At 69.0% G+C, this 22,557-nt stretch carries 21 protein-coding genes; 9 read left to right on the top strand and 12 right to left on the bottom strand.

What is annotated here, in order from left to right; genetic code table 11:
* Positions 1–133: 133 nt before the first annotated feature.
* The 4 genes from A3AG_RS0128830 to otsB all read right to left on the bottom strand — a co-directional run bounded on the left by A3AG_RS0128830 (position 134) and on the right by otsB (position 4,678).
* Positions 134–490: a 4a-hydroxytetrahydrobiopterin dehydratase gene (locus A3AG_RS0128830; protein WP_018008748.1), complete on the bottom strand. Its 357-nt coding sequence runs from the start codon at positions 488–490 to the stop codon at positions 134–136.
* A gap of 31 nt (positions 491–521) precedes the next feature.
* Entirely contained in the window at positions 522–1,913 is a 1,392-nt protein-coding gene (gene otsA / locus A3AG_RS0128825) for an alpha,alpha-trehalose-phosphate synthase (UDP-forming) (protein WP_018008747.1), read from the bottom strand.
* 73 nt (positions 1,914–1,986) lie between these two features.
* Entirely contained in the window at positions 1,987–3,852 is a 1,866-nt protein-coding gene (locus A3AG_RS0128820) for a glycoside hydrolase family 15 protein (protein WP_018008746.1), read from the bottom strand.
* 13 nt (positions 3,853–3,865) lie between these two features.
* Positions 3,866–4,678 (bottom strand): trehalose-phosphatase, encoded by an 813-nt coding sequence (otsB, locus tag A3AG_RS0128815; RefSeq protein WP_018008745.1) that lies wholly within the window; start codon positions 4,676–4,678, stop codon positions 3,866–3,868.
* Positions 4,679–4,982: 304 nt separating this feature from the next.
* On the opposite strand from otsB, the gene ilvA reads away from it, so the two are divergent.
* The 7 genes from ilvA (at position 4,983) to A3AG_RS0128780 (ending at position 13,019) form a co-directional block, all read left to right on the top strand.
* On the top strand, positions 4,983–6,521 hold the full coding sequence (ilvA, locus tag A3AG_RS0128810; RefSeq protein WP_018008744.1) for a threonine ammonia-lyase, biosynthetic: 1,539 nt from the start codon (positions 4,983–4,985) through the stop codon (positions 6,519–6,521).
* A 28-nt stretch (positions 6,522–6,549) separates the two neighbouring features.
* Positions 6,550–7,383 carry an NADPH-dependent 7-cyano-7-deazaguanine reductase QueF gene (gene queF, locus A3AG_RS0128805; protein WP_018008743.1) on the top strand — a complete coding sequence of 278 codons (834 nt, stop codon included), beginning with the start codon at positions 6,550–6,552 and terminating at the stop codon, positions 7,381–7,383.
* A gap of 276 nt (positions 7,384–7,659) precedes the next feature.
* A complete protein-coding gene (locus tag A3AG_RS0128800) occupies positions 7,660–8,415 on the top strand; it encodes a TetR/AcrR family transcriptional regulator (protein ID WP_018008742.1) in 756 nt (251 codons plus the stop codon).
* Positions 8,412–9,401: an HlyD family secretion protein gene (locus A3AG_RS0128795; protein WP_018008741.1), complete on the top strand. Its 990-nt coding sequence runs from the start codon at positions 8,412–8,414 to the stop codon at positions 9,399–9,401. The genes A3AG_RS0128800 and A3AG_RS0128795 overlap by 4 nt, the downstream gene beginning before the upstream one ends.
* On the top strand, positions 9,398–10,369 hold the full coding sequence (locus A3AG_RS0128790) for an ABC transporter ATP-binding protein (protein WP_018008740.1): 972 nt from the start codon (positions 9,398–9,400) through the stop codon (positions 10,367–10,369). The genes A3AG_RS0128795 and A3AG_RS0128790 overlap by 4 nt, the downstream gene beginning before the upstream one ends.
* On the top strand, positions 10,366–11,523 hold the full coding sequence (locus A3AG_RS0128785) for an ABC transporter permease (RefSeq protein WP_018008739.1): 1,158 nt from the start codon (positions 10,366–10,368) through the stop codon (positions 11,521–11,523). The genes A3AG_RS0128790 and A3AG_RS0128785 overlap by 4 nt, the downstream gene beginning before the upstream one ends.
* 11 nt (positions 11,524–11,534) lie before the next feature.
* Positions 11,535–13,019 carry an efflux transporter outer membrane subunit gene (locus A3AG_RS0128780; RefSeq protein WP_018008738.1) on the top strand — a complete coding sequence of 495 codons (1,485 nt, stop codon included), beginning with the start codon at positions 11,535–11,537 and terminating at the stop codon, positions 13,017–13,019.
* 18 nt (positions 13,020–13,037) lie between these two features.
* Here the strand turns inward: A3AG_RS0128780 and A3AG_RS0128775 are convergent, their stop codons facing one another.
* From A3AG_RS0128775 to A3AG_RS0128750, 6 genes are read right to left on the bottom strand one after another with little or no spacing between them, the layout of a single operon-like run.
* Positions 13,038–16,310, bottom strand: a complete 3,273-nt coding sequence (locus A3AG_RS0128775) for a pilus assembly protein (RefSeq protein ID WP_018008737.1) — start codon at positions 16,308–16,310, stop codon at positions 13,038–13,040.
* A 42-nt stretch (positions 16,311–16,352) separates the two neighbouring features.
* Positions 16,353–16,907, bottom strand: a complete 555-nt coding sequence (locus A3AG_RS0128770) for a pilus assembly PilX family protein (protein ID WP_018008736.1) — start codon at positions 16,905–16,907, stop codon at positions 16,353–16,355.
* A gap of 32 nt (positions 16,908–16,939) precedes the next feature.
* Positions 16,940–18,004 (bottom strand): PilW family protein, encoded by a 1,065-nt coding sequence (locus A3AG_RS0128765; protein ID WP_018008735.1) that lies wholly within the window; start codon positions 18,002–18,004, stop codon positions 16,940–16,942.
* Entirely contained in the window at positions 18,001–18,624 is a 624-nt protein-coding gene (pilV, locus tag A3AG_RS0128760) for a type IV pilus modification protein PilV (protein WP_018008734.1), read from the bottom strand. The genes A3AG_RS0128765 and pilV overlap by 4 nt, the downstream gene beginning before the upstream one ends.
* Entirely contained in the window at positions 18,621–19,112 is a 492-nt protein-coding gene (locus A3AG_RS0128755) for a GspH/FimT family pseudopilin (RefSeq protein WP_018008733.1), read from the bottom strand. Before A3AG_RS0128755 ends, pilV begins: the two co-directional genes overlap by 4 nt.
* 2 nt (positions 19,113–19,114) lie before the next feature.
* Positions 19,115–19,531, bottom strand: a complete 417-nt coding sequence (locus A3AG_RS0128750; protein WP_026164548.1) for a type IV pilin protein — start codon at positions 19,529–19,531, stop codon at positions 19,115–19,117.
* Positions 19,532–19,932: 401 nt separating this feature from the next.
* On the opposite strand from A3AG_RS0128750, the gene A3AG_RS0128745 reads away from it, so the two are divergent.
* On the top strand, positions 19,933–20,859 hold the full coding sequence (locus tag A3AG_RS0128745; protein ID WP_018008731.1) for a MurR/RpiR family transcriptional regulator: 927 nt from the start codon (positions 19,933–19,935) through the stop codon (positions 20,857–20,859).
* Positions 20,860–20,893: 34 nt separating this feature from the next.
* Here A3AG_RS0128745 and A3AG_RS0128740 read toward each other — a convergent pair whose 3' ends face one another.
* Positions 20,894–21,244 (bottom strand): hypothetical protein, encoded by a 351-nt coding sequence (locus tag A3AG_RS0128740; RefSeq protein ID WP_018008730.1) that lies wholly within the window; start codon positions 21,242–21,244, stop codon positions 20,894–20,896.
* 126 nt (positions 21,245–21,370) lie between these two features.
* A complete protein-coding gene (locus tag A3AG_RS0128735; RefSeq protein ID WP_018008729.1) occupies positions 21,371–21,871 on the bottom strand; it encodes a two pore domain potassium channel family protein in 501 nt (166 codons plus the stop codon).
* 433 nt (positions 21,872–22,304) lie between these two features.
* Here A3AG_RS0128735 and A3AG_RS0128730 point away from each other — a divergent pair, with 433 nt between their 5' ends.
* Complete coding sequence (locus A3AG_RS0128730; protein ID WP_026164546.1) at positions 22,305–22,553, top strand: hypothetical protein; 249 nt, start codon at positions 22,305–22,307, stop codon at positions 22,551–22,553.
* Positions 22,554–22,557 lie beyond the last annotated feature (4 nt).

Raw genomic sequence — 22,557 nt, 5'->3', positions numbered from 1 at the left:
TGCTCCGGCCCTCACCCCAACCCTCTCCCGCAAGCGGAAGAGGGAGTACACGAGCGGGAGTTTGGAAGGCTCGAGGCAACTACGCCGCTGCGTGTTTCGAACGGCAACGCTGCGAGCCAAGCCGCAAGCCGACTCAGCCGCTGCCCTCCTGAGCCTCGGCCAGTTCCGTGGTCTTCACCGCCATGATGAAATCATTGCGGTGCAAGCCCTTGATCTTCTTCGTGCGCCACGACACCGTCGCATGTCCCCAGCCGAAGCTGATCTCGGGATGATGCCCCTGCGCCTCGGCCAGCTGGCCGACGCCGCTCACGAAGGCCAGCGCCTGCGCGAAATTGCCGAAGCTGAAACGCCGCTCGAGCCGTGTCGCGCCATCGGCCAGTTCCCAGCCGGGCGCCTGCTGCAGCAGGGCCTCGGCCTCGTCGGGCGTCAGCGGCGGCACGCCGCCGCGGCAAGGCGTGCACGATTGCGCCGCCAGGTTGTCTTCGCTCATGGTCTTGCTCCCCGACCGCAACGCGCCGTCTCTATGCGCCTTCGGTCTCGGTCAGTGCGCGCAGGTACTCACGGCTCCACCAGTGCACATCCTGCGCGCGGATGCGCTCCAGCAGTTTCTGGTGGCGCTGCTGGCGCTCGGCCAGCGGCATGTGCAGCGCCTGCTGGATCGCCTGCGCGGTGGCGCGGGTGTCGTAGGGATTGACCAGCAGCGCCTCGCGCAGCTGCTCGGCCGCGCCGGCGAAGCGCGACAGCACCAGCACGCCGGGATCCTCCGGGTCCTGCGCGGCGATGAATTCCTTGGCCACCAGGTTCATGCCGTCGCGCAGCGGCGTCACCAGCGCCACGCGGCTGGCGCGGCACAGCCCGGGCAGCCGCTTGCGCGCGGTGGTGCGGTGGATATAGCGCACCGGCATCCAGTCCAGCTCGCCGAATTCGCCGTTGATCGAGCCGCTCAGCTGCTCCATCTCGCGGCGCAGGTCGACATAGGCATCGACCGATTCGCGCGAGGGCGCGGCGATCTGCACCAGCGTCGCGCTCGAGCGGTTCTCGGGGTACTCGGCCAGCAGCCGGTAGAACGCCTTGAGCCGCTGCGGCAGGCCCTTGGAATAGTCGAGCCGGTCGATGCCCAGCAGCAGCCGGCGGCGCGCGTACTGCGCGCACATCATCTCGTAGGTTTCCTGCGCTTCCTCGCCGCGGCCCAGTTCCATGAACTCGTCGACGTCGATGCCGATCGGGAACGCCTGCGCCCGCACCGTGCGGTGGAAGGCGCGGTAGCGGTGCTCACCCATCGGCTCGGCCTGCGCTTCGGCCTGCACGTAGCGCGAGAAATGCTCGACGTCGGCGTGGCTCTGGAAACCGAGCAGGTCGTAGGCGAACAGCGCGCGCATCAGCCATTCATGCTGCGGGATCGCGGCCAGGATCAGCGGCGGCGGCAGCGGCACGTGCAGGAAGAAGCCGATCTTCTGCCCGCAGCCGATCGCGCGCAGCTCGGACGCCAGCGGGATCAGGTGGTAGTCGTGGATCCAGATGATGTCGTCGGGCTGCAGCAGCGGCGCCAGCTTGCGCGCGAACAGCTGGTTCACGCGCCGGTAGCCGTTGAGAAAGTTGGAATCGAAATCCGCCAGGTCGAGCCGGTAGTGGAACACCGGCCACAGCACGCCGTTGCTGTAGCCCAGGTAGTAAGCGTCGTGGTCCTCGCGGCTCAGGTCGACGGTGGCCAGCGTGACGTTGCCGGCCTGCTGCAGGTGCAGGTCGCCTTCGCCGGGGGTGCCGCCCTGGGCGGTTTCCAGCGCCTTGCCGCTCCAGCCGAACCACAGGCCGCCGGTCTGCCGCAGGGCTTCGGAAAGCGCGACTGCCAGGCCGCCCGCGGCCACGTTGCGGGGATCTGCGACCCGGTTGGATACCGCTACAAGTCTTGGCATAGATGGTTTCTTGAGTCCCTTGTTCTTTGTGCCGGCCCTGCCGCCGTGCCGCGTGCCACCCCGCCGTGCGCGATCAGATCACCGTATCCCACGGCGCCGACAGCCGCATGGCGCCATTGATCAGGCCGACCATCGAGTAGGTCTGCGGGAAATTGCCCCACATCTCGCCGGTCACCGGATGGGTATCCTCGGACAGCAGCCCGAGCGGGTTGCGCGCGGCCAGCATGGCCTCGAAGATTTCGCGCGCCTGGTCGCGGCGGCCGATGCGCGCGAGCGCGTCGATGCGCCAGAAGGTGCAGATATTGAACGCGGTCTCGGGCTTGCCGAAATCGTCCGGGGCCTCGTAGCGGCGCATGTACGGGCCATCGCACAGCGAGGTCTCCAGCGCCTTGACGGTAGCGATGAAACGCGGATCGCGCGGGTCGATGAAGTTGACCTCGGCCATCAGCAGCACGCTCGCGTCCAGTTCCCGCCCGCCGAAGCTTTCGGCGAAGGCCTGGCGCGATTCGCTCCACGACTCGGCCAGGATGCGTTCCTTCATGCGGCTGGCGTGGCCGTGCCAGTATGCGGCGCGCTCGGGCAGCACCAGTTTCTCGGCCACCTTGGCGAGCCGGTCGCAGGCGGCCCAGCTCATCAGCGCCGACGAGGTATGCACCCGTGCGCGCGTGCGCAGCTCCCACATGCCGGCGTCGGGCGTGCCGAACACCCGCACCGCCTGCTCGCCCACTGCTTCGAGGCGGCCGAACTCGGCCGGGCCGCCGCGATGCAGCAGCCGGTGGTCATGGAAGGCCTGCGCCGCGCCCAGCACTACGTTGCCATAGACATCATGCTGGAAGTGCTCCTGCGCCTGGTTGCCGACGCGCACCGGCCCCATGCCGCGGTAGCCGGGCAGGTGGTCGAGCATGCTTTCTGGCAATTCGCGCTCCAGGCCGATGCCGTACAGCGGCTGGATATGGCCGTCCTGCGACTGCATCACCACGTTGGAGAGCCAGCGCAGGTAGTCCTCCATGGTGCCGACCTCGGACAGGCTGTTGAGCGCGCGCACCACGAAGAAGGCATCGCGCAGCCAGCAGAAGCGGTAGTCCCAGTTGCGGCCGCTGCCCGGCGCCTCCGGAATGCTGGTGGTCATGGCCGCGACGATGGCGCCGGTCTCTTCGTACAGGGACATCTTCAGCGTGATGGCGGCGCGGATCACCGCGTCCTGCCATTCGCGCGGCACCGCCAGCCGGCGGCTCCACAGGCGCCAGTAGGCGGTGGTCTCCTGCTCGAAGTCGCGCGCGGTTTCCTCGACGCCGTGCGCCAGGGTCTCGTCCGGGCCCAGGATGAAGTTATGCCCGCGCGTGACCAGGAACGGCGTGTGCGACAGCACGTAGGCCAGCGGCGCGTCGGTGGTCATGCGCAGGGTCATGTCGTCGCCGATGTAGCGCACGTGGCTGCTGCCGCGCGTGACCTGCGGCGCCTTGCGGCCCCATTCGAAGCGCGGCGCCACCACCACGCGCACACGCGGCGCGCCGCGCACCGGGCGGATGCGGCGGATCAGCGTGGTCGGCCGGAAATAGCGCCCGAGCCGGAAAAAGCGCGGCGCGAAATCGGTGATCTCGAGGCAGTTGCCGTGGCTGTCCGTCAGGCGCGTGCGCAGCACCGCGGTATTGGGCTCGTACCACTGCCGCGACGAGTGGAAATCCTCGATCTCGATCGAGAAATGGCCGGCGTTCTCGCTCGGATCCAGCAGCGCATTGAACACCGGGTCGCCGTCGAAGCGCGGCAGGCAGGACCAGACGATGCGTCCGCGGCAATCGACCAGCGCCGAAATGGCGCAGTTGCCGATCATGCCAAGCGATAGCGACGGGTTGGCGAAGCGGGTACCGCCGTCTACGGTTCGATTGACGCCTTCGGTCGGCGGCTTGCCCAGCTCTGCCGGGCTGCTCGGATTGGTCACGGCAGGTTCTCCCTTACGATGTCGTGGGGCGCCCGCCCCGGCCTGGCCCGGCCTCGTGGGGCACGACGCGCGGTGCGCCGGCGCCGGCGCCGGCGGATGACGCCAGCGCATGCGCCGAGCGGTGCAGCCAGCTGCGCAGCGCCGCCGGGCCCGGCACGCTCACCGCCGCGACGGTCTCGCGCTGGCCCACCAGCACGCCCAGCCCGCCCAGCTTGCGCACCGCGGCGAAGCCGGGTTCGTCGGTCATGTCGTCGCCGGCGAAGAGCGGCACGCGCTCGGCAAAGGGCGCGGACTTCATGAAGGCCGCAATGGCATCGCCCTTGTCGACGCCGGCCGGCTTGATCTCGACCACCATCTTGCCTGGCAGCGCTTCCAGGCCGACGGCATGGCGCAATACGTCAGTGACCGCGGCATCGACGATGCCGGCCAGTTCGGGCGCCTGCCGGTAGTGGATCGCCACCGCGACCGACTTGCGCTCCAGCCGCAGCGCCGGATAGGCGCGCACCAGCGCTTCCAGGTGGGGAATCAGCGGTTCGAGCCCGGGGGCCTGGGTCTTGGACACCATGCCGCCGTCGGTGCGGAATTCGGCGCCGTGGATGCCGGCCGCGGGCAACTGCAGCGGCTGCAGGAAGTGGTCGAGTTCGAGGATCGGCCGCCCGGAGATGACAGCCAGCGCGCCGTCCAGCCGCTGGTACAGCGTGCGCAGCGTGCCGACCAGTTCTGGTTCGACCTGCACCAGTTCGGGCCGCGGGGCCAGGTCGGCCAGCGTGCCGTCGAAGTCGAGAAACAGGGCGGTATTGGGTTCGATTAGCGGTAGCTGTGGCATCGCGTCACACCGTAACACGTCGTTTTGACCGGCGTCCACCGGGCGCCGTCCTACATGGCGCAAGCGCAACCTCGGCGCGATGCAAGTCCCGGCACCGGCCCGCCGGGCCGTTTGCACCATGCACAGAGTGAATGCCGGTCCACTCCGCCGCCACGGCGCCCGCGTCGCGGCACGACCGCCAGGCGGCGACTGCGCCGCCCCGGCCGGTGCGGCAAGCCGGCTTCCTTTATCATTGACGGTTTCCGCCAGAATTTCCCGGCTTTTTTGCGCGCCTGCCGCGCGCGCGCCGGCCAGCCCCGAGACCATGACCCGCCAGTCCGCCGCCCGACCCGATTACTTGAAGAAGATCCTGACCGCCAAGGTCTATGACGTGGCGCAGGAGACCGAACTGACCTATGCGCACCAGCTGTCGGCGCGCACCGGCAACTCGGTCTGGTTCAAGCGCGAGGACACCCAGCCGGTCTTCTCCTTCAAGCTGCGCGGCGCGTACAACAAGATGGCGTCGCTGTCGCCGGAAGAGCTGAAGCGCGGCGTGATCGCCGCGTCGGCCGGCAATCACGCCCAGGGCGTGGCGCTGGCCGCGGCCCGGCTGCAATGCAAGGCCATCATCGCCATGCCGGTGACCACGCCGCAGGTGAAGATCGACGCCGTGCGCGAGCGCGGCGGCCAGTGGGTCGAGATCGTGCTGCACGGCGAGTCCTACAGCGACGCCTACAACCACGCCGCGGTGCTGGAGAAGAAGCACAAGCTGACCTTCATCCACCCGTTCGACGACCCCGAGGTGATCGCCGGCCAGGGCACCATCGCCATGGAGATCCTGCGCCAGCATCCCGGCCCGATCCATGCGGTGTTCGTCGCCATCGGCGGCGGCGGGCTGATTTCCGGCGTCGCCGCGTACATCAAGGCGGTGCGCCCCGAGATCAAGGTCATCGGCGTGCAGACGGTGGATTCGGACGCGATGAAGCGCTCGGTCGATGCCGGCAAGCGCATCGAGCTGAAGGAGGTGGGCCTGTTCTCGGACGGCACCGCGGTCAGGCTGGTCGGCAAGGAGACCTTCCGCATCACGCGCGAACTGGTCGACGACATCATCCTGTGCGATACCGACGCGATCTGCGCGGGCGTGAAGGACGTGTTCCAGGACACCCGCAGCATCCTCGAGCCGGCCGGCGCGCTGGCGGTGGCGGGCCTGAAGGCGTACGCCGAGCGCGAGAAGCTCAAGGGCGAGCACCTGGTGGCGATCGCCTGCGGCGCCAACATGAACTTCGACCGCCTGCGCTTTGTCGCCGAACGCGCCGAGGTCGGCGAGGCCCGCGAAGGCGTGTTCGCCGTGACCATCCCGGAAGAGCGCGGCAGCTTCAAGCGCTTCTGCGAGCTGGTCGGCACGCGCAACGTGACCGAGTTCAACTACCGCATTGCCGACACCAGCATGGCGCATATCTTCGTCGGCGTGCAGATCGCCAGCCGCGCCGAGAACGACAAGATCGCCGCCAGCTTCCGCAAGCACGGCTTCGACACGCTCGACCTGTCCAACGACGAACTGGCCAAGCAGCATATCCGCTACATGGTGGGCGGCCGCTCGGCGCTGGCGCATGACGAGCTGCTGTACCGCTTCGAGTTCCCCGAGCGCCCGGGCGCGCTGATGAAGTTCCTGTCGAGCATGAGCCCGAACTGGAACATCAGCCTGTTCCACTACCGCAACCAGGGCGCCGACACCTCCAACATCCTGGTCGGCATCCAGGTGCCGAAGAACGAGAAGCGCGCCTTCCGCGCCTTCCTTTCGACGCTGGGTTACGTACACTGGGACGAGACCGACAACCCGGTGTACAAGCTGTTCTTGTCCTGATGCTGTCCCGCTTTCCGCCGAGCGCCCCATGAGCCTTCCCGAACACTCGCCGCTGGGCAAGCCCTCGGCCTACAAGACCGAGTACGACGCCACCCTGCTGTTCCCGATTCCGCGCCAGCCCAAGCGCACCGAGATCGGCCTGCCCGAGGGCAGGCCGGTGCCGTTCTTCGGCGTCGACATCTGGAACGCGTACGAGCTGTCGTGGCTGAACCTGAAGGGCAAGCCGCAGGTGGCGCTGGCCACCTTCATCATCCCGTCGGACACGCCCAACATCATCGAGTCCAAGTCGTTCAAGCTCTACCTGAACTCGTTCAACCAGACCCGGATCGCGTCGCCCGAGGCGCTGCAGCAGTTGCTGCACCACGACCTGTCCGAAGCCACCGGCGGCACCGTGCAGGTGCGGCTGGTGACCGAAGCGGAGCTGGGCACGCAGAAGATGGGCGAGCTCGACGGCCTGCTGCTGGACCGCCTCGACATCGAGGTGGACCGCTACGAGCCCGCGCCCGAACTGCTTAGCGCCGACCAGGAAGAAACGCCGGTGGAAGAAACGCTGGTGTCGCACCTGCTCAAGTCCAACTGCCTGGTGACCGGCCAGCCGGACTGGGGCAGCGTGCAGATCCGCTACGTCGGCGCGCCGATCAACCAGGAAGGCCTGCTCAAGTACCTGATCTCGTTCCGCAACCACAACGAGTTCCACGAGCAATGCGTCGAGCGCATCTTCATGGACGTGATGCGCCAGTGCAAGCCGGTCAAGCTGGCGGTGTATGCACGCTATACGCGGCGCGGGGGGCTGGATATCAATCCGTTCCGCACCAACTTCAATACGGCGTGGCCGGATAACAAGAGGAATGCGCGGCAGTAGGCCAGCGTTTCCTGGCAGGTCTCGACCGTAGTTTCTCCCCCCGGTAGTTCGCGTAACTCTCTACCGCGCCGGCTTGCCCCCCTCTCCCGCTTGCGGGAAAGGGAACGGCATCGGTATTTGGGCGGCAACGTTGCTTGCCAGCCTCTCTTTCGTCTCCCCGAACGCACATTTCTCCTTCGGCCTGCCTGATGCAGGCCGAAGTTGTAACCGCCCTTGAATTAATTAATGCGTAAATTAATATGAATTGAACATCCATGTTCCGCCGAGCCCGCCGCCATGCCCCGCGCCCCCGCCTCTCCCAGGCCGCCCAAGCACCCCAAGCCCACCCGGCGCAGCCCGGGCCGCCCGGCGGCAGGCCAGCCGGGCCAGCGCGAGCGCATTCTCGACGCCGCCACCGAGCTGTTCTCGCGGCAGGGCGTGGCCGGCACGCCGGTCAAGGCCATCGCCACGCTGGCCGGCGTCACACCGGCGCTGGTGCATTACTACTTCGGCGACCGCGACCTGCTGCTCGACGCCGTGATCGAAGAGAAAGTGCAGCCGCTGGTGGCGCGCTTCTTTGCCGGCAGCCAGCCCGGCGACGAGCCGCTGGCGATGCTGCTCGGCATCGCCACCCGGCTGATCCGCGCGGTCGCCGAAGCGCCGTGGTTTCCGGGCCTGTGGATCCGCGAAGTGGCCAGCGACGACGGCGCGCTGCGCGAGCGCGTGCTCAAGCGTTTTGCGCTCGACCGCGCCGGCGCGCTGATGGCGCCGCTGGCGGCGGCGATTGCGCGCGGGCAGCTCAATCCCGGCCTGCAACCGGCGCTGGTGGTGCCGTCGCTGATCGGGCTGACGCTGCTGCCGCTCGCCACCACGCATATCTGGCGCCGGCTGCCTGGCGCAGAAGCGGTCGATACCGACGCGCTGGTGCGACATGTCACGGCGCTGCTGAGCCATGGGCTGTCGGCGGCGCCGGCAGCGGCGCCCCCAAAGACGCCCGCAGGCACCGCCAAAGGGAAGGGCCGCACGGCCAGGCATTCTCCGGAGTCCGCATGAACCACGCAGCTTCCATCCGTCATCCGCGCCTGCGCACGGCGCTGCGCGGCACTGCCCTGCTCGCCGCCGCGCTGCTTGCCGCCGCTTGCGGCAACGCCGGCACCGACACCTGGCAAGGCTACGTCGAAGGCGAATTCGTCAGCGTCGCCTCGCCCTTCGCCGGGCGCCTCGACGCGCTCTCGGTGCAGCGCGGCCAGCAGGTCGCGCAGGGCGCGGCGCTGTTCGCGCTCGAAGCCGACGACGAGCGCGCCGCGCGCCAGCAGGCCGAGGACCAGCTGCGCGCCGCCGAAGCCACGCTGCAGGACCTGAAGACCGGCAAGCGCCCGCTCGAGGTCGAGGTCAGCCGGGCCCAGCTGGCGCAGGCCCAGGCCCAGGCCCAGCGCAGCGCCGCGGCCTGGCGGCGCGACCAGCGCCAGTACGAGATCGGCGGCATCGCCCAGGCGCAGCTCGACGAAGCGCGCGCGCAGGCCACGAGCGACGCCGCGCGCGTGCGCGAGCTGCAACGCGATATCGACGTGGCGCGCCTGCCGGGACGCGAGGCGCAGCAGGCGGCGCAGGCCGCGCAGGTGGCGGCCGCGCGCGCCGCACTGACGCAGGCGCAGTGGAAGCTGTCGCGCAAGAGCGTGGCCGCGACGCAGGCCGGGCTGGTCTACGATGTGCCCTACCGCCTGGGCGAATGGGTGCCGCCGGGCAGCCCGGTGGTGCGCATGCTGCCGCCGGGCAACGTCAAGGTGCGCTTCTATGTGCCGGAAACCGTGGTCGGCGCGCTGCGCAACGGCCAGGCCGTGCAGGTGCGCTGCGACGGCTGCGCCGCGCCGGTGGCCGCCACCATCAGCTATGTCGCGAACGAGGCCGAGTACACGCCGCCGGTGATCTACAGCAACGAGACCCGGCGCAAGCTGGTGTTCCTGGTCGAGGCGCGCCCGTCTGCCGCCGATGCGCCCAAGCTGCGGCCCGGCCAGCCCGTCGAAGTGGTGCGGCAATGAACACGACCGCCAACCCCAGCGGCAACCACCTCGGCCTCGCCATCGACGTGCGCGGCCTGAACAAGCACTTCGGCGACAAGCATGTGGTCAACGACCTCAGCATGCAGGTCGCGCGCGGCGAGATCTTCGGCTTCCTCGGCCCCAACGGCAGCGGCAAGACCACCTCGATCCGCATGATGTGCGGACTGCTGACGCCGGACTCCGGCGCGGGCACCTGCCTGGGCTTCGACATCCTGACCGAGTCCGACCAGATCAAGCGCCGCGTCGGCTACATGACGCAGAAGTTCTCGTACTGGGACGACCTGTCGATCCGCGAGAACCTGGACTTTGTCGCGCGCGTATACGGCATGCCCAACCGGCGCGAGGCCGTCGAGCGCGCGCTCGAGGACCTGGGCCTGGCGACGCGCTCGGCGCAGCTGGCCGGCGCCCTGTCGGGCGGCTGGAAGCAGCGCCTGGCGCTGGCGGCGTGCCTGCTGCACGAGCCCGAGCTGCTGCTGCTCGACGAACCCACCGCCGGCGTCGACCCCAAGGCGCGGCGCGACTTCTGGGAGCAGCTGCACCAGCTGGCCGCGCGCGGCATCTCGGTGCTGGTCAGCACGCACTACATGGACGAGGCCGAGCGCTGCCACAAGCTGGCCTATATCGCCTACGGCAGGCTGCTGGCGCAGGGCACTGCCGATGAAGTGGTGGCGAGCCAGCGGCTGTCGACCTGGAGCGTGGAAGGCGACGACCTCGCGGCGCTGTCGGCGCAGTTGCAGGGCGCGCCGGGCGTGGAGCAGACCGTGGCCTTCGGCACCGCGCTGCACGTGACCGGGCGCGATGCGCAGGCGCTGGCCGACACCCTCGCGCGCCTGGCCGGCCCGGGCCGGCGCATCGAACAGGCCCAGACCAGCCTGGAGGACGTGTTCATCCACATGATGAGCGGCGCCGAGGACAACATGGCGCGCAAGACCAGGGAGGCGTCATGACGCCGGCCACTGCTTCAACGCCGTCACGCTTCTCGCTGCAGCGCTGGTGGAGCATCGTGCTGAAGGAATTCCTGCAGCTGCGGCGCGACCGTATCACCTTCGGCATGATCGTCGGCCTGCCGATCATGCAGCTGCTGCTGTTCGGCTTCGCCATCAACACCGATCCGCGCCAGCTGCCGACCGCGGTGATTGCCGCCGACCAGAGTGAGTTCACGCGCTCGTTCATCGCCAGCATGGAACAGTCGACCTACTTCAAGCTGGTCGGCACGCTGCCCGACGAGCAGGCCGGGCGTGAAGCGCTGATGAAAGGCGAGGTGCAGTTCGTACTGACCATCCCGCCCGACTTCACGCGCCGGCTGCTGCGCGGCGAACGGCCCGCGCTGCTGGTCGAGGCCGACGCCACGGATCCTTCTGCCACCGGCCAGGCCATCGCCGCGCTGCCGCAGCTGCCCTACAGCGTGGCCAGGCATGACCTGAAGGGCTCGCTGGCGCCACTGGCGGGTGGCAGGCCGCCTTTCGACGTGCAGGTGCAGCGGCTCTACAACCCGGAAGGCATCACCCAGTACAACATCGTCCCCGGCCTGATGGGCGTGATCCTGACCATGACGATGGTGATGATGACTGGCCTGGCAATGACGCGCGAACGCGAGCGCGGCACCATGGAGAACCTGCTGGCCACACCGGTGCGACCGCTCGAGGTGATGACCGGCAAGATCGTGCCGTACATCTTCATCGGCCTGATCCAGTCCACCATCGTGCTGCTGGCCGCGCGCTGGGTCTTCAGCGTGCCCTTTGTCGGCTCGGTGCTGGCGGTGTACCTGGCGGCGCTGCTGTTCATCGCGGCCAACCTGACCGTGGGCATCACGCTGTCGTCGCTGGCGCAGAACCAGCTGCAGGCGATGCAGCTGACCTTTTTCTACTTCCTGCCCAACATCCTGCTGTCCGGCTTCATGTTCCCGTTTGCCGGCATGCCGGGCTGGGCGCAGGCGATCGGCAACATCCTGCCGATGACCTACTTCCACCGCATGGTGCGCGGCATCCTGCTCAAGGGCAACGGATGGTTCGAGCTGTGGCCCAATCTGTGGCCGATGGCATTGTTTATCGTGGTGGTGATGGCGATCGCGGTGCGCTTCTACCGGCGCACGCTCGACTGAAGGAGCTGGCCATGCAACGTCTGACCCCCCTGTTCGCCGCCGCGCTGCTGTGCGGCTGCGCGGTCGGCCCCGATTTTCGCGTGCCCGCGCCGCCGGACGACGCCGGCTACGTGCCCGGTCCGCAGCCGGTGGCGACCGTTGCGGCGGACGGTGCCGACGCGTCGGGCCAGGCCCACGCGCAGACGCTGGCTGCCGGCGCCGATGTGCCGGCGCAGTGGTGGACGCTGTTCCACAGCCCGGCGCTGGACGCCACCATCCGCGCTGCGCTCACCGCCAGCCCGACGCTGGCGCAGGCGCGCGCGCGGCTGACCGAAGCGCAGGAGAACCTGGCCGCCCGCACCGGCGCGACGCGCTGGCCAGCCATCGACGCGAGGCTCGACACCGCGCGCCAGCAGGTCGATTTCCAGTCGTTGGGCATCACCGCCATCCCCAGCCCCGGACCGTTCACGCTGTACGGCGCGACGGTACAGGTGTCGTACGCGCTGGACCTGTTCGGCGGCCAGCGGCGTGAACTGGAAGCCCTGCAGGCCGCGGTCGACTACCAGCGCTACGAGCTCGAGGCCGCGCGCCTGGCGCTGGCCGCCAACGTCGCCACCGCCGCCATCCGCGAAGCCGGCCTGCGCGCGCAGCTGGCCGACACCGCCGCCATGGTGGCGGCGCAGCAGCACCAGCTCGGCATCACCGAGGCGCGCCTGCGCGCGGGCGGGGTCGCGCGCGTCGAGGTGCAGCGCCGGCGCGCGGAGCTGGCGCAAACCCAGGCGCTGGTGCCGGCGCTGCAGCGCCGGCTCGATGCCACCCGGCACCAGCTCGCGGTCTACACGGGCCAGACCCCGGCGTCGGCCGCGCTGCCGGAATTCCATCTCGATGCGCTGCACCTGCCCGACACGCTGCCGGTGAGCCTGCCCGCGACGCTGGCGCGGCGCCGGCCCGATATCCGCGCGGCCGAGGCGTTGCTGCACCAGGCCTCGGCCAATATCGGCGTGGCCACCGCCAACCTCTATCCGCAGGTGACGCTGAGCGCCAGCGGCGGCACGCAGGCCACCGCGGCGCGCGACCTGTTCAGCAGCCTCAACGTCTGGAGCCTGGCCGCGGGACTGGTGCAGCCGGTGTTCCGCGGCGGCGAGCTGCAGGCGCGCAAGCGCGCCGCGGAAGCCGCGTATGAGCAGTCGCTGGCCGCGTACCGGCAGGCCGTGCTGCAGGGCCTGCACAATGTCGCCGACGCGCTGCGCGCGCTCGAGGCCGACGCCGCCGCGCTGCGCGAACGCGCCGACAGTGCGCGGCAGGCGCGCGATACGCTGGCGGTGGTGTCGGAGCAGTACCGGCTCGGCGGCGTCAGCCAGCTGGCGCTGCTGGACGCCGAGCGGCAGTCGCGCCAGGCCGCGCTGGATCTGGCGCAGGCGCGCGCCGACCGGCTGGCGGATTCGGCGGCGCTGCTGCAGGCGCTGGGGGGTGGGTGGTGGCAGGAAGACGCCGCGCTGGCGGCGGCGCCGCGCTAGCGGCGCTCGAACCCACGCTCAGGTCTTGTCGCTCTGCGTGTACCAGTAGGTGCGCTTGCGCTTGCCGGCGCTGGCGGGCTTCACTTCCTGGCCGCCCAGCGAGGACTTGTCGTCGCCGCCGGTGCCGCCCGCCTTGCCGCCGCCGATCAGCACCGGCACCAGCCGGGTCGAGCCGTCGGTCTGCGTGACCGAGACCATGCCGAATACCGGCGACGGCGGCAGCCCGCCATTGTCGAAAGTGACGTAGCGCGGCCCGTTGTTCATGCCAAGCCCGGTCAGGAACGACACCGCGTAGCCGCGCGCCACGCCCAGGTCGGGGTAGCAGGCGCCGGGCAGGACCTTGGACGGCGTGTTGGTGCCGAAGTAGGTGTAGCCGGCCACGGTCAGCGGCGCATTGACCGCCTTCTCGCCGGCTTCGAGCTGCAGGTAGAAGCCGCGCGCGACCGCGCTATCGCGGTAGGCCACGCTGGTCGCATCGACCAGGTCGGCCTCCTTGATCGCGGCCCACGTGGTCGGCGGCTTGCCGTCGACGTTGGGGTCCTTGACCATGTAGAAGCGGTTGCGCACGTTCTGCGCCGCGCCCGGGGTCTGGCTCAGCGAATAGAGCGGCTTTTCGCGGTCGCCCGAGGCGATCATCACGGCGTCGTACTTGCCGGTGGCGACCACATCGGGCGGATAGAGAAACTTGCGCGCGTCGTTGGTGTTCACCGCGCCACCCAGCTGGGCCAGCTTGCCGATGCTCCATGTCGACGGCACGTCGGTTTCCAGCGCGCCGAAGTCGATGCGCCAGACATTGCCGCCCACGTCGCCGACGTAGGCCTTGTCGGCGTAGCCATCACCGTTGCGGTCGACCACCGCAACGTCCGAAGGAATCGCGCGGCTGTCGATGGTGACGCAGGTGCCGGTGGTGACGCCGGCGCAGCTGCCCAGGGCTGCCCAGACCACGTCGCCGGTGGCGGCGTCGAGCACCAGCACGCCGCGGCCCTGCTTGTTGGTCGCGGTGGCATCGCCTGCGAACGCGGGGTCGGTGTCTTCGCCGTCCGGGTCGTAGCCGGCGCCCATGATCAGCACCGGCTTCCTGTAGCCGCGCACGCGCATCACGCGCGGCTGCGACCAGGTCTGGCCCAGTTCCGGGATGTCGGCACTGGTCTTGCTCCACAGGTATTTCGGCTGCGCCGGATCGCTGACGTCGAGCGCATACACCAGGCGGCCACCGCGCCGCGCGGTCAGGTAGATGGTCACCTGCGGCGCGGCCGGATCGCTCAGGTTCTGGTAGACCGTGGTGGTGCCGTCGAAGAAATAGTCGCGCGGCGTGAACTGGACCTCGGCGGTGTCCTGCGGGCTTCCCGTCAGGCGCACCTCGGGCGCGTTGTTGTAGAGGCGCGCCAGCTTGCCGTAGAACTCTGGCGCGATAAAACCCCACAGTTCGCCGCCGGCGCGCACCTGGCCGGCGGTGGTGGAAATCGCGCCGGTGCGGTTGCCGTTGACGGCATGGAACACGCCGTCATTGGCGCCGTAGAACACCACCACGCCGGTGCTGCCACCGTAATCGACCACCACCGGACGCGAGTGCAGTACGTCGCCGTGGATCGAGCCGCGCACCGTGACATTGCCGCCGGGGCCGGGCTCGGCCTCCTTCTTCGGGTCGGTGCCGGTCAACGCGGCAAACACGTCCTTGCCGCGCACCCACTCGATCATGTTGGCCACGTCCGCCGCCGTGGTCTTCAGCAGCGACGGGCCATCGCCCTCGGTCAGCGCCTTGTTGGCGGTATTGAAGCCGGTCAGCGCCGTGTCCTTGCTGCATTTGGCACCGGCGCAGGTCAGCAGGCGGCGCCCGCCCTGGCTGGTAAGGTAGTCGGCGCGCAGCATTTCACCGGCGCCGCCCTTCTCGACGATCTCGCCGTCGGGCGCGTCCTTGGCATTGCGCAGCTGCGCCGAGGCATTCTTCCAGAAGCCGTCGGCGGGCCAGTCCGTGACGATACTGGAACTGCCTACCTGCTTTGGCGGATCCTCGGTCCAGTAACTGCGCGCATTGGGCGAGATAAAGCCGGTGCTGGCATTGCTGATCGCGTTCTTTGACGTCTGCTCGGTGCCGCCCGGCACGCCGGCGTCGAGCATCACCAGGTTGCCGTTGGTGTCGTAGCCCAGCTTGTATTGCTTGAGGTTGCCGACCCAGCGCGGGCGCGCCTTGCCATCGGGGCGGAACATGCCGATGTAGACCTGGTTCAGGTAGGAGCCCTGCCCGTTCACGCTGACCGGCAGGCTGACCGAGGCAAAGACGTTGTTGACCGCCTGCATCTCGTTGAAGATGTCCTTCAGCGCCTTGGCCAGGGCGTCGTCGTCGCCGGCTCGCACCGTGAAGTTGCCGCCCCCGCCCTTGCTGGCCATGCTGTTGACGAACTCCAGGTAGTCCAGGCTCTGCTTGCTGCCGTCGGTGACGCCAATGGTGTAGGTGATGATGTTCTGGCGCGTCGCCGTGGCCGAACCCGCGTTGTTGGCCGCGTTCAGGTCCATGCCGTTGAGGAAGCGCGCCCATTCATCGCCCCAGTTGTCGATGTTGTTGCCGCGGGACAGCGGGATCGGCGTCAGCTGCGCAGCGGTGGCGCCGGCTTCCCTGAGCTTGTTGTAGGCATCCTGCCCGGTGTCCTGCGGCTTGCCGTTGTTGAGCGCGTTGGCGATGTAGATGATGAAGTTCTTCTGGCACGGATTGCTGATCGGCGACTTGTAGGTGGTGCCGGACAGGCCGGTCTTGCCGGAAAAGAACGCCCACGCTTCCTGCATGGCGCCGCCGACCTGCGAATTGTTGGAGCTGTCCTTGGTGCGGTCGATGCTCTTGATGAAGTCGAGCATCGCCGGGCCACCCGTGGCCCGGTCCAGCAGCACCAGTCCTGACGGCGCGGTGGGCGGCGTGACGCTGGGGAAGCGGAACTGGGCGCCGGAGTTATTGCTGCCGCCGAACATCATCACGCCAAGGTTGATCTTGCCGTTGGTATTGTCGTCCGTGATCAGGTCCGACACCGCCTTGTACAGCGCGCACTGCTCGGCGCCGACGTTGTTGTTCAGGTTGTTCGGACCTACCACGCCGGGGGTTTCGCAATCGACCTGCGCATTGGCATTCCACGCCGACGCGTTGTCCAGGATCAGCAGCACGTTCGGCCGCGCGCCGGAGTTGCTCTGCAGGCCGGTGAACAGGTCGATGTCTTCGGCCAGCGCCGCGGGCGCGGCGGCCAGCCCGAACAGGGCCGTGGCACAGGCGGCATAGGCGCGAAGCCGGCGGGCGGGCATGGACATGCTGGTTCTTCCTTTTAAAGATCTGCGGCGCACCCGTGGCGATCAGGGGCAGGTGGAGCCATACAGCGTGCGCACCGCCACGCCCTGGTGCACGGTCGCGACCGTGCCCGTGTTGGCGTCATTGACGGTGGCGGCAATGTCCCACTGCGTATCGTTGCAAAGCGAGCTGACCACGTTGGCGCCGCCTGGCCCCACCACCAGGTTGCCGTTGCCGGTGCTGCTGCCGAGCGTGCATTCGGCATCCTCGGGGTGCTTCTCCGGATCGATCACCTTGGCCACCGGCTTGCTGGTGACGCAGGTCGGCGTGGCAACCTGCGCCACGTAATCCGCCTGGCCGTCGCCGCTCACGTCCACCGGCACGTCCACCGCCACCGGCGCCTTGGTGAAATCGTCGCTGATCACCTGCTCGATCGCCTGCTGCGCCACGTCGCGCGCTTCGGCGCTGTGCTGCTGGTTGGATGCCACCTTGACGTTGATCAGGCCCGAGTTGACCATGGCCACCGCGATCAGCAGGAACATCACCATGAATACCAGCGTCACCACCAGCGTGACCCCGGCTTGCCCGCGGCGCAACGCGCCACCCGTTGACTTGATCATGACTCTCATCGCAGTGTGGTGCCGGTGCGGCATCATTGCTCGCGCAGGCCGGCCACGTTGACCAGCCGCGCCACCTGGGCGTAGACGTGGCGCTTGTAGCCATCGTTGAACGGACCTGCGGCCACGGCGCGGCCGAGTTCATAGGTGCGGTTGTCGGTATGGCCGCCGGAGGGCTTCAGCGTGCGCGCCAGCAGGTGCACGCGCACGGTGGTGACATTGGCCAGGTTATTGATCGCCACGCCCCAGTCATAGCCCGGCACTGCGGTGCACGTCGCACTGTTGTTGGCACGCGGATCGGTCACATAGCAGTCGGCCGAGCCGTTGCTGTCCTGGTCGACGCCATACTGCACATGCAGGTCCTGCACGCCCTGCGCCACCGAGCGCGACTGGAACGCGCCGTTGACCAGCTCGGCCATCTTCAGCGTGGGAATGCCGTCGCCGCCGTTGCTGCAGCGGTCGCAGCCGGCCAGGTAGAAGATGCGCACCATGGCCCGGCGCAGTTCGGCCGGCTGTGCCGCATCGCAGGCCTTGGTGCGCAGCCCGAAGGCGGCCGCGCCGCTGGCATCGAAGATAAAGCTGTGCGCGTCCAGCGCACAGGCCGAGACCTGCAGGTAAGCCGACCCCGGCGCCGGCGCCGCCACCGGCGTGGTCGACACGCGCCGCACCACCAGCACCTCGGAGGTCGCGGCGAGGTCCGGCAGGCACGGGGCCACCACGCCGGGCGCATAGCCGGTCAGCGCCAGCGGCACGGTTTCGGCGGTGGACGAGAAGCCCAGCGCGGCGGCATCGGTCGCGCACAGCGCCGGCTCCGCGGCCTTGTTGCCGCGCGCGATGTTGCCCACGCCAAAGAACCCCGCCAGCTCCACCTCGCGCCGGATCTGCTCCAGCGCATAGCGACCGTTCTCCACCTGTTCGGCCGCTTTGGCGAACTCGGTGCGCGACAGGCTGTTGGCGTAATACAGGCTGGCCAGCGCCGTCAGCAGCACCAGGCCGATGGTGATGCCGATCATCAGCTCGATCAGCGAGATGCCGCGCTGGCGGCGCAGGCGCGTGGCGCGCGGCCGGGATGAAGGCACGGGCAAACGCGTCGCGGTCATGATACGGTCCCGAGGGTGCCGATGCGGATCTGCGTGCTGACCGCGCGGCGATAGGCATCGTTGCCGTACTGGTCCTTGCCGCAGCCGAGCGCCGGCGCGGCCGTGGTGGCCAGGCCCTGCCACGCCACGGTGATGCGGTAGACCTGGTTGACCGCGTCGACGGTCTCGATGCAGCCGCGCGCGCCGATCATTGCCCCCACGGCTTGCGCGGGATCGACTGCGCTGGCGCCGGGCCGCGTCTCGGCGCTGCCGAGCAAGGCCGCGTTCCAGGCCAGCAGGTCGGCATTGGCGGTGGCGTTCTGCGCGGCGCTGCCCTGCGTGCATGCGGGGGGCGGCGCGGCCGCGCTGCCGAGCCGCATGCCGGCGGCGCCGTTGGCATAGCAGGCTGCCACCTGGCGATTGGCGTTCAAACGAGCGGCCATGTCCTGCAGCAGCGCCAGCGCCTGCACGCGCTGGTAGGACTCCATCTCGGTCTGGCCCGAGCGCGCCACCAGTCCGGCGGTGCCCAGCAGCGCGACCAGCAGGATCACCACCGCCACCAGCACTTCGATCAGCAGGAAGCCGGCCTGCGCACGGCGCGCCGGCAGGCGCTGGCGCGACTTCGTCGTGGTGCGCGTCATGTGCAGGCTCCGCTGGTGGAGGCGATGCGGCCAGTCTCGCTGACCTGTACGCATACGCGCGTCGTGGCCGCGGTCTCGCCACTGGGCGCGAATTCGAAGGTCATCGCCGCGCCGGTCAGCCGGCCGTCGTTGCCCAGCACCAGGCCGCCGGCCGAACTGGGCGTGATGGTCAGGCCGCCATAGGGCCCGAACGAGCGTACCGTCTCGGCCCCGGCGCTGACCGTCCAGCCAGCCGTCCAGGCGGCGCCGGCCGGTGCCAGCGAGACCATGGCATTGCGCTTGACCGCCTCGCTGCGCGCCAGCACCAGCGCCGAAGCCAGGTCGAGGGAGGCGCTGCGCACCCGCTGGCTGGCAATCAGCGCGGCAAAGGAAGGCGCCGCCGCGACCGCCAGGATCGCCAGCACCGACAACGCGCACAGCAGCTCGATCAGCGTAAAGCCGCGGCGCGCGGACTGCCGCTCGGGAGCGCGGGAAGGAACGGTCCGCATGATCAGTTCCAGCAGGCGGTGCCGGCGCCCGACGCGGACTTGGCGCCGGCGCTGGTCAGCGTCAGCGTGCCGCAATCGGTGTCGCTGAGCTGGCTGCCCTTGGGCGTGGCGACGATGCTGTAGCGCGGCGGTGGCGCCGCGCCCGGCGTCACCGTGACGTCGTAGCGCGTAGCCAGCCCGGCGGGCACCGACATGCCGAGCGCGCCGAGGCTGGCGGCATAGGCGCGGTTGTCGACCAGGAAGCGCTCCTGCGCGCCCGCGACCTCGAGCATGAACGACTCGATCGCGGCGCGGTTGGAGCGCACGACATAACGGCTGTAGTTGGGAATGGCGACGGCGGCAAGAATGGCGATGACCGCCACGGTGATCATGACTTCGATCAGCGTGAAGCCATGCGGCGGCCTGCCCCGGCATGGCATGCCGGCAGCCCCCTGAGTCCCGCCAGCCCGGATTCCTGCGTAGGATCCGACCCCCGGGATGACCCTGAATATGACCCGAAACGGCGGGTTGACCCTCCCACCGTGTCGCACTGCCGGGCTTCTGTGTCCCATGCTCGCGCTCCGCTACTCATTATGTTCCGGACGACCGAATGCCGGAGGTTATGGCGCGGAGTGTAAGTCACGATCCGTTAAGCGGGTAAGGAAAATACGATGCGGGCGGCCCGGCGTTGTAGCGAAGTGACAGTGGCGTGATCGCGCGTCATCAGGAGATAAAGATTCCGGCGCGAGTGGTCGTTAATCCGCATCGCCATCGACCTGTCGCGGTGCGCAGGCGGCCGCACCTGTGCAACAATCGTTACATCCCTGAAGCCGGAGCCCCCATGTCGTCCGATCCCCCCGCCTCATCCCGGCCGGGAACCCCGATGCCGCCATCGCCACCACAGGACCTGGAGGCATTGCTGGAACTGCTGCGCCGCGGCTTTCCCACCCTCAGCACGCAGTTCCAGGGCGGTGCCCGCTACCTGCTCGACCATCCGCAGGACGTGCCGATGCTGTCGATGCGCAAGATCGCGGCCAGCGCCGGGGTGCAGCCCGCCACCCTGGTGCGGCTGTCGCAGCATCTGGGCTTCGAGGGCTGGCAGGCCATGCGCGAGCTGTTTGTCGATGCGCTGCGCGGCGGCAGCCAGCCGTATGCGCGCCGGGCGCGCAAGGTGGTGCGCGAAAGCAGCGCCAGCCGCATGCTGGGCGAGATGCTGGAGGCGCAGCACCACAACCTGGACCGGATCGCCGCCAGCAACGAGAAGACACTGCCGCAAGCCGCGGAGCTGCTCTCGCACGCGGCCTGCGTGCATGTGGCGGGCTTCCGCTCGTGCTTCCCGATCGCCTTCACCTTCCACTATGTCTACCGGCTGTTCCGCAGCAGCGTGCACCTGATCCGCGCCGATGCCGGCACGCTGGAGATGGAACTGCGCGGCCTGGCGCCCAAGGATGCGGTGGTGGTGGTCAGCTTCGCCCCATATTCGCAGGAAAGCATCCGCGTCGCCGAGGCTGCGCGCGAGTGCGGCTGCAAGGTGATCGCGCTGACCGACAGCACGGTGGCGCCGATCGCGCTGGCCGCGGACTGCACGCTGCTGTTCTCGGTCGAAAGCCCGTCGTTCTTCCCGTCGATCACGGCCGGCGTGGCCGTGGTCGAGGCGCTGGTCGAACAACTGCTGGCGCGCAAGGGCAAGGGCGCCATCCGCGCGCTGGAGCAGGCCGAGGGCGAACTGCACCGCACCGGCGCCTACGTCACGCCCGGGCACGGCTGAGGGCGCGGCCGGCCTGACCGCGCGGCCGGACGGCTTACTGCGTGCACTTCTCCCGGTACGCCTGCTGCAGCGATTTCTTCGGCCGGTCCCGTTCCAGTCCCGGCACCACGCGACCCTGGGCGGTCTCGATGGTCGACTCGGTGGCACGGTACTCGCGCCTCGGCGCCTGCGCGATCTGCTCGGCCAGCGCCCGGCACTCGTCCGACTGGATGCTGGCCGGCGTCGCCGAAGGGTCGGGCCGGTAAGGGCTGGTGCCTTGCTGCACGGCCTCATTGATGGCGGCGTCGGCACCGCCCTGGTCCGGCCTCTGCGCATGCGCGCCGCACGCCACCGCCAGGGCGGCGACGGCGGCAACGCGGGTCAGGATACGCTGGCGTGTTGGCATGATGCGATGTCTCCTCTGGCTCGATGGTTTCAGGCAAATACCGCGAGCTTAATCGTTCCCGCGCGGCCTGGCACTACCGCATTTGCGGCACGCGCGCGGGGCCGGCCCTAGCGATGCCGTGAGGCGCTAGCCGCGACGATGCTCGCCGCCCTCCTCGCGCTCCAGTTCCCAGTCGCGGCGCATCATGACGTAGGTGAACGAGGTGGACCAGCCGATCAGGATCAGGCCGACCAGCGGCTCGATACTTGCGATCAGGCGGCTGGCGCCCACCGGCACGATATCGCCCAGGCTCTGGGTGGTAAAGGTCTCCAGCGCGAAATAGGCGTAGACCAGCGCGCCCGGCTGCGCACGCGCGGCCTCGACCCCGGGCACCGCCACGCTGGCCAGCCCGCCCAGCCCCAGCACCTGGTCGGCAAACCAGAAGCCCGCGGCGAACACCAGCGACTCGAAGCAATGGACCAGGATGATGCAGACGATCAGCACGCCGATATTCATGCGCCCGCTCCAGCGCCGCGGATGCATCGCCGACAGCAAACGCAGCGCCTCGTAGTGGATGCCGACCACCGTCACGGTCAGCACGGCGGCGCACAGCAGGGCCAGCGAATAATGTTCGGCGGAGGTTTCCATGCGTGGGGCGCTCCCGTATGGCGTCAGTGCAAGCGGGATGGTAGGGATCGGGACGGGCAAAAAATGACGCCTTCCAAAATAACACCGGAAGGCGTGGGGGAAAACCAGGACGCGCAGGTGGCCCGCTCGCGTGGTGCGCCGGCGGCCCTGGCAGAGGGTCTGAGGTGGTCCGGTTTCGTTTCGACGGCACCCCGGTTCGTTACCGGGTAGCTCCAATCTAGAAGGCGAAGCGACGACGCGAAATCGTGCGTTGGCATGGGCTGTTTCAGCCATGAAGCGCCAACGGCAGCAGTCAGGATGCGGCGGCCATTGGCGCGTGCCGGCGCTTGCGGCTGGCCTGCGGCAGACCCGTGGCGGCGTCGGCCGGCCTGGCGGCCGACGGGACCGCGATGCACTATGCTGAATACTCCAACCGTTCTGCGTGGAGGCTACCGTGCGCAAGTTCCTTCCCCTGGTCACGGCAATCGTGCTGTGCGGCGCCACCGGCATGGCATTCGCCCACAACTGTCCCAACGAGATGAAGGCCATCGACGCCAAGCTGTCGGCCAAGCCCGCGCTCTCGCCCGAGGACGCCGCCAAGGTCGCCAAGCTGCGCGCCGACGGCGAGGCCTATCACAAGGCCGGCAAGCACGATGAATCGATGAAGTCGCTGCTCGAGGCGAAGAAGATCCTGGGCATCTGACAGC

This window comes from Cupriavidus neocaledonicus, assembly GCF_000372525.1.
Classification (GTDB): Bacteria; Pseudomonadota; Gammaproteobacteria; order Burkholderiales; family Burkholderiaceae; genus Cupriavidus; species Cupriavidus neocaledonicus.
This window is presented reverse-complemented; position numbering and strand designations above follow the sequence as displayed.

Bases quoted from the DNA above. Each gene is read 5' to 3' on its own strand.
- A3AG_RS0128830 (WP_018008748.1), bottom strand. From the start codon at position 490: ATGAGCGAAGACAACCTGGCGGCGCAATCGTGCACGCCTTGCCGCGGC.
- otsA (WP_018008747.1), bottom strand. From the start codon at position 1,913: ATGCCAAGACTTGTAGCGGTATCCAACCGGGTCGCAGATCCCCGCAAC.
- otsB (WP_018008745.1), bottom strand. From the start codon at position 4,678: ATGCCACAGCTACCGCTAATCGAACCCAATACCGCCCTGTTTCTCGAC.
- ilvA (WP_018008744.1), top strand. From the start codon at position 4,983: ATGACCCGCCAGTCCGCCGCCCGACCCGATTACTTGAAGAAGATCCTG.
- queF (WP_018008743.1), top strand. From the start codon at position 6,550: ATGAGCCTTCCCGAACACTCGCCGCTGGGCAAGCCCTCGGCCTACAAG.
- A3AG_RS0128800 (WP_018008742.1), top strand. From the start codon at position 7,660: ATGCCCCGCGCCCCCGCCTCTCCCAGGCCGCCCAAGCACCCCAAGCCC.
- A3AG_RS0128795 (WP_018008741.1), top strand. From the start codon at position 8,412: ATGAACCACGCAGCTTCCATCCGTCATCCGCGCCTGCGCACGGCGCTG.
- A3AG_RS0128790 (WP_018008740.1), top strand. From the start codon at position 9,398: ATGAACACGACCGCCAACCCCAGCGGCAACCACCTCGGCCTCGCCATC.
- A3AG_RS0128785 (WP_018008739.1), top strand. From the start codon at position 10,366: ATGACGCCGGCCACTGCTTCAACGCCGTCACGCTTCTCGCTGCAGCGC.
- A3AG_RS0128780 (WP_018008738.1), top strand. From the start codon at position 11,535: ATGCAACGTCTGACCCCCCTGTTCGCCGCCGCGCTGCTGTGCGGCTGC.
- A3AG_RS0128775 (WP_018008737.1), bottom strand. From the start codon at position 16,310: ATGTCCATGCCCGCCCGCCGGCTTCGCGCCTATGCCGCCTGTGCCACG.
- A3AG_RS0128770 (WP_018008736.1), bottom strand. From the start codon at position 16,907: ATGATCAAGTCAACGGGTGGCGCGTTGCGCCGCGGGCAAGCCGGGGTC.
- A3AG_RS0128765 (WP_018008735.1), bottom strand. From the start codon at position 18,004: ATGACCGCGACGCGTTTGCCCGTGCCTTCATCCCGGCCGCGCGCCACG.
- pilV (WP_018008734.1), bottom strand. From the start codon at position 18,624: ATGACGCGCACCACGACGAAGTCGCGCCAGCGCCTGCCGGCGCGCCGT.
- A3AG_RS0128755 (WP_018008733.1), bottom strand. From the start codon at position 19,112: ATGCGGACCGTTCCTTCCCGCGCTCCCGAGCGGCAGTCCGCGCGCCGC.
- A3AG_RS0128750 (WP_026164548.1), bottom strand. From the start codon at position 19,531: ATGCCATGCCGGGGCAGGCCGCCGCATGGCTTCACGCTGATCGAAGTC.
- A3AG_RS0128745 (WP_018008731.1), top strand. From the start codon at position 19,933: ATGTCGTCCGATCCCCCCGCCTCATCCCGGCCGGGAACCCCGATGCCG.
- A3AG_RS0128740 (WP_018008730.1), bottom strand. From the start codon at position 21,244: ATGCCAACACGCCAGCGTATCCTGACCCGCGTTGCCGCCGTCGCCGCC.
- A3AG_RS0128735 (WP_018008729.1), bottom strand. From the start codon at position 21,871: ATGGAAACCTCCGCCGAACATTATTCGCTGGCCCTGCTGTGCGCCGCC.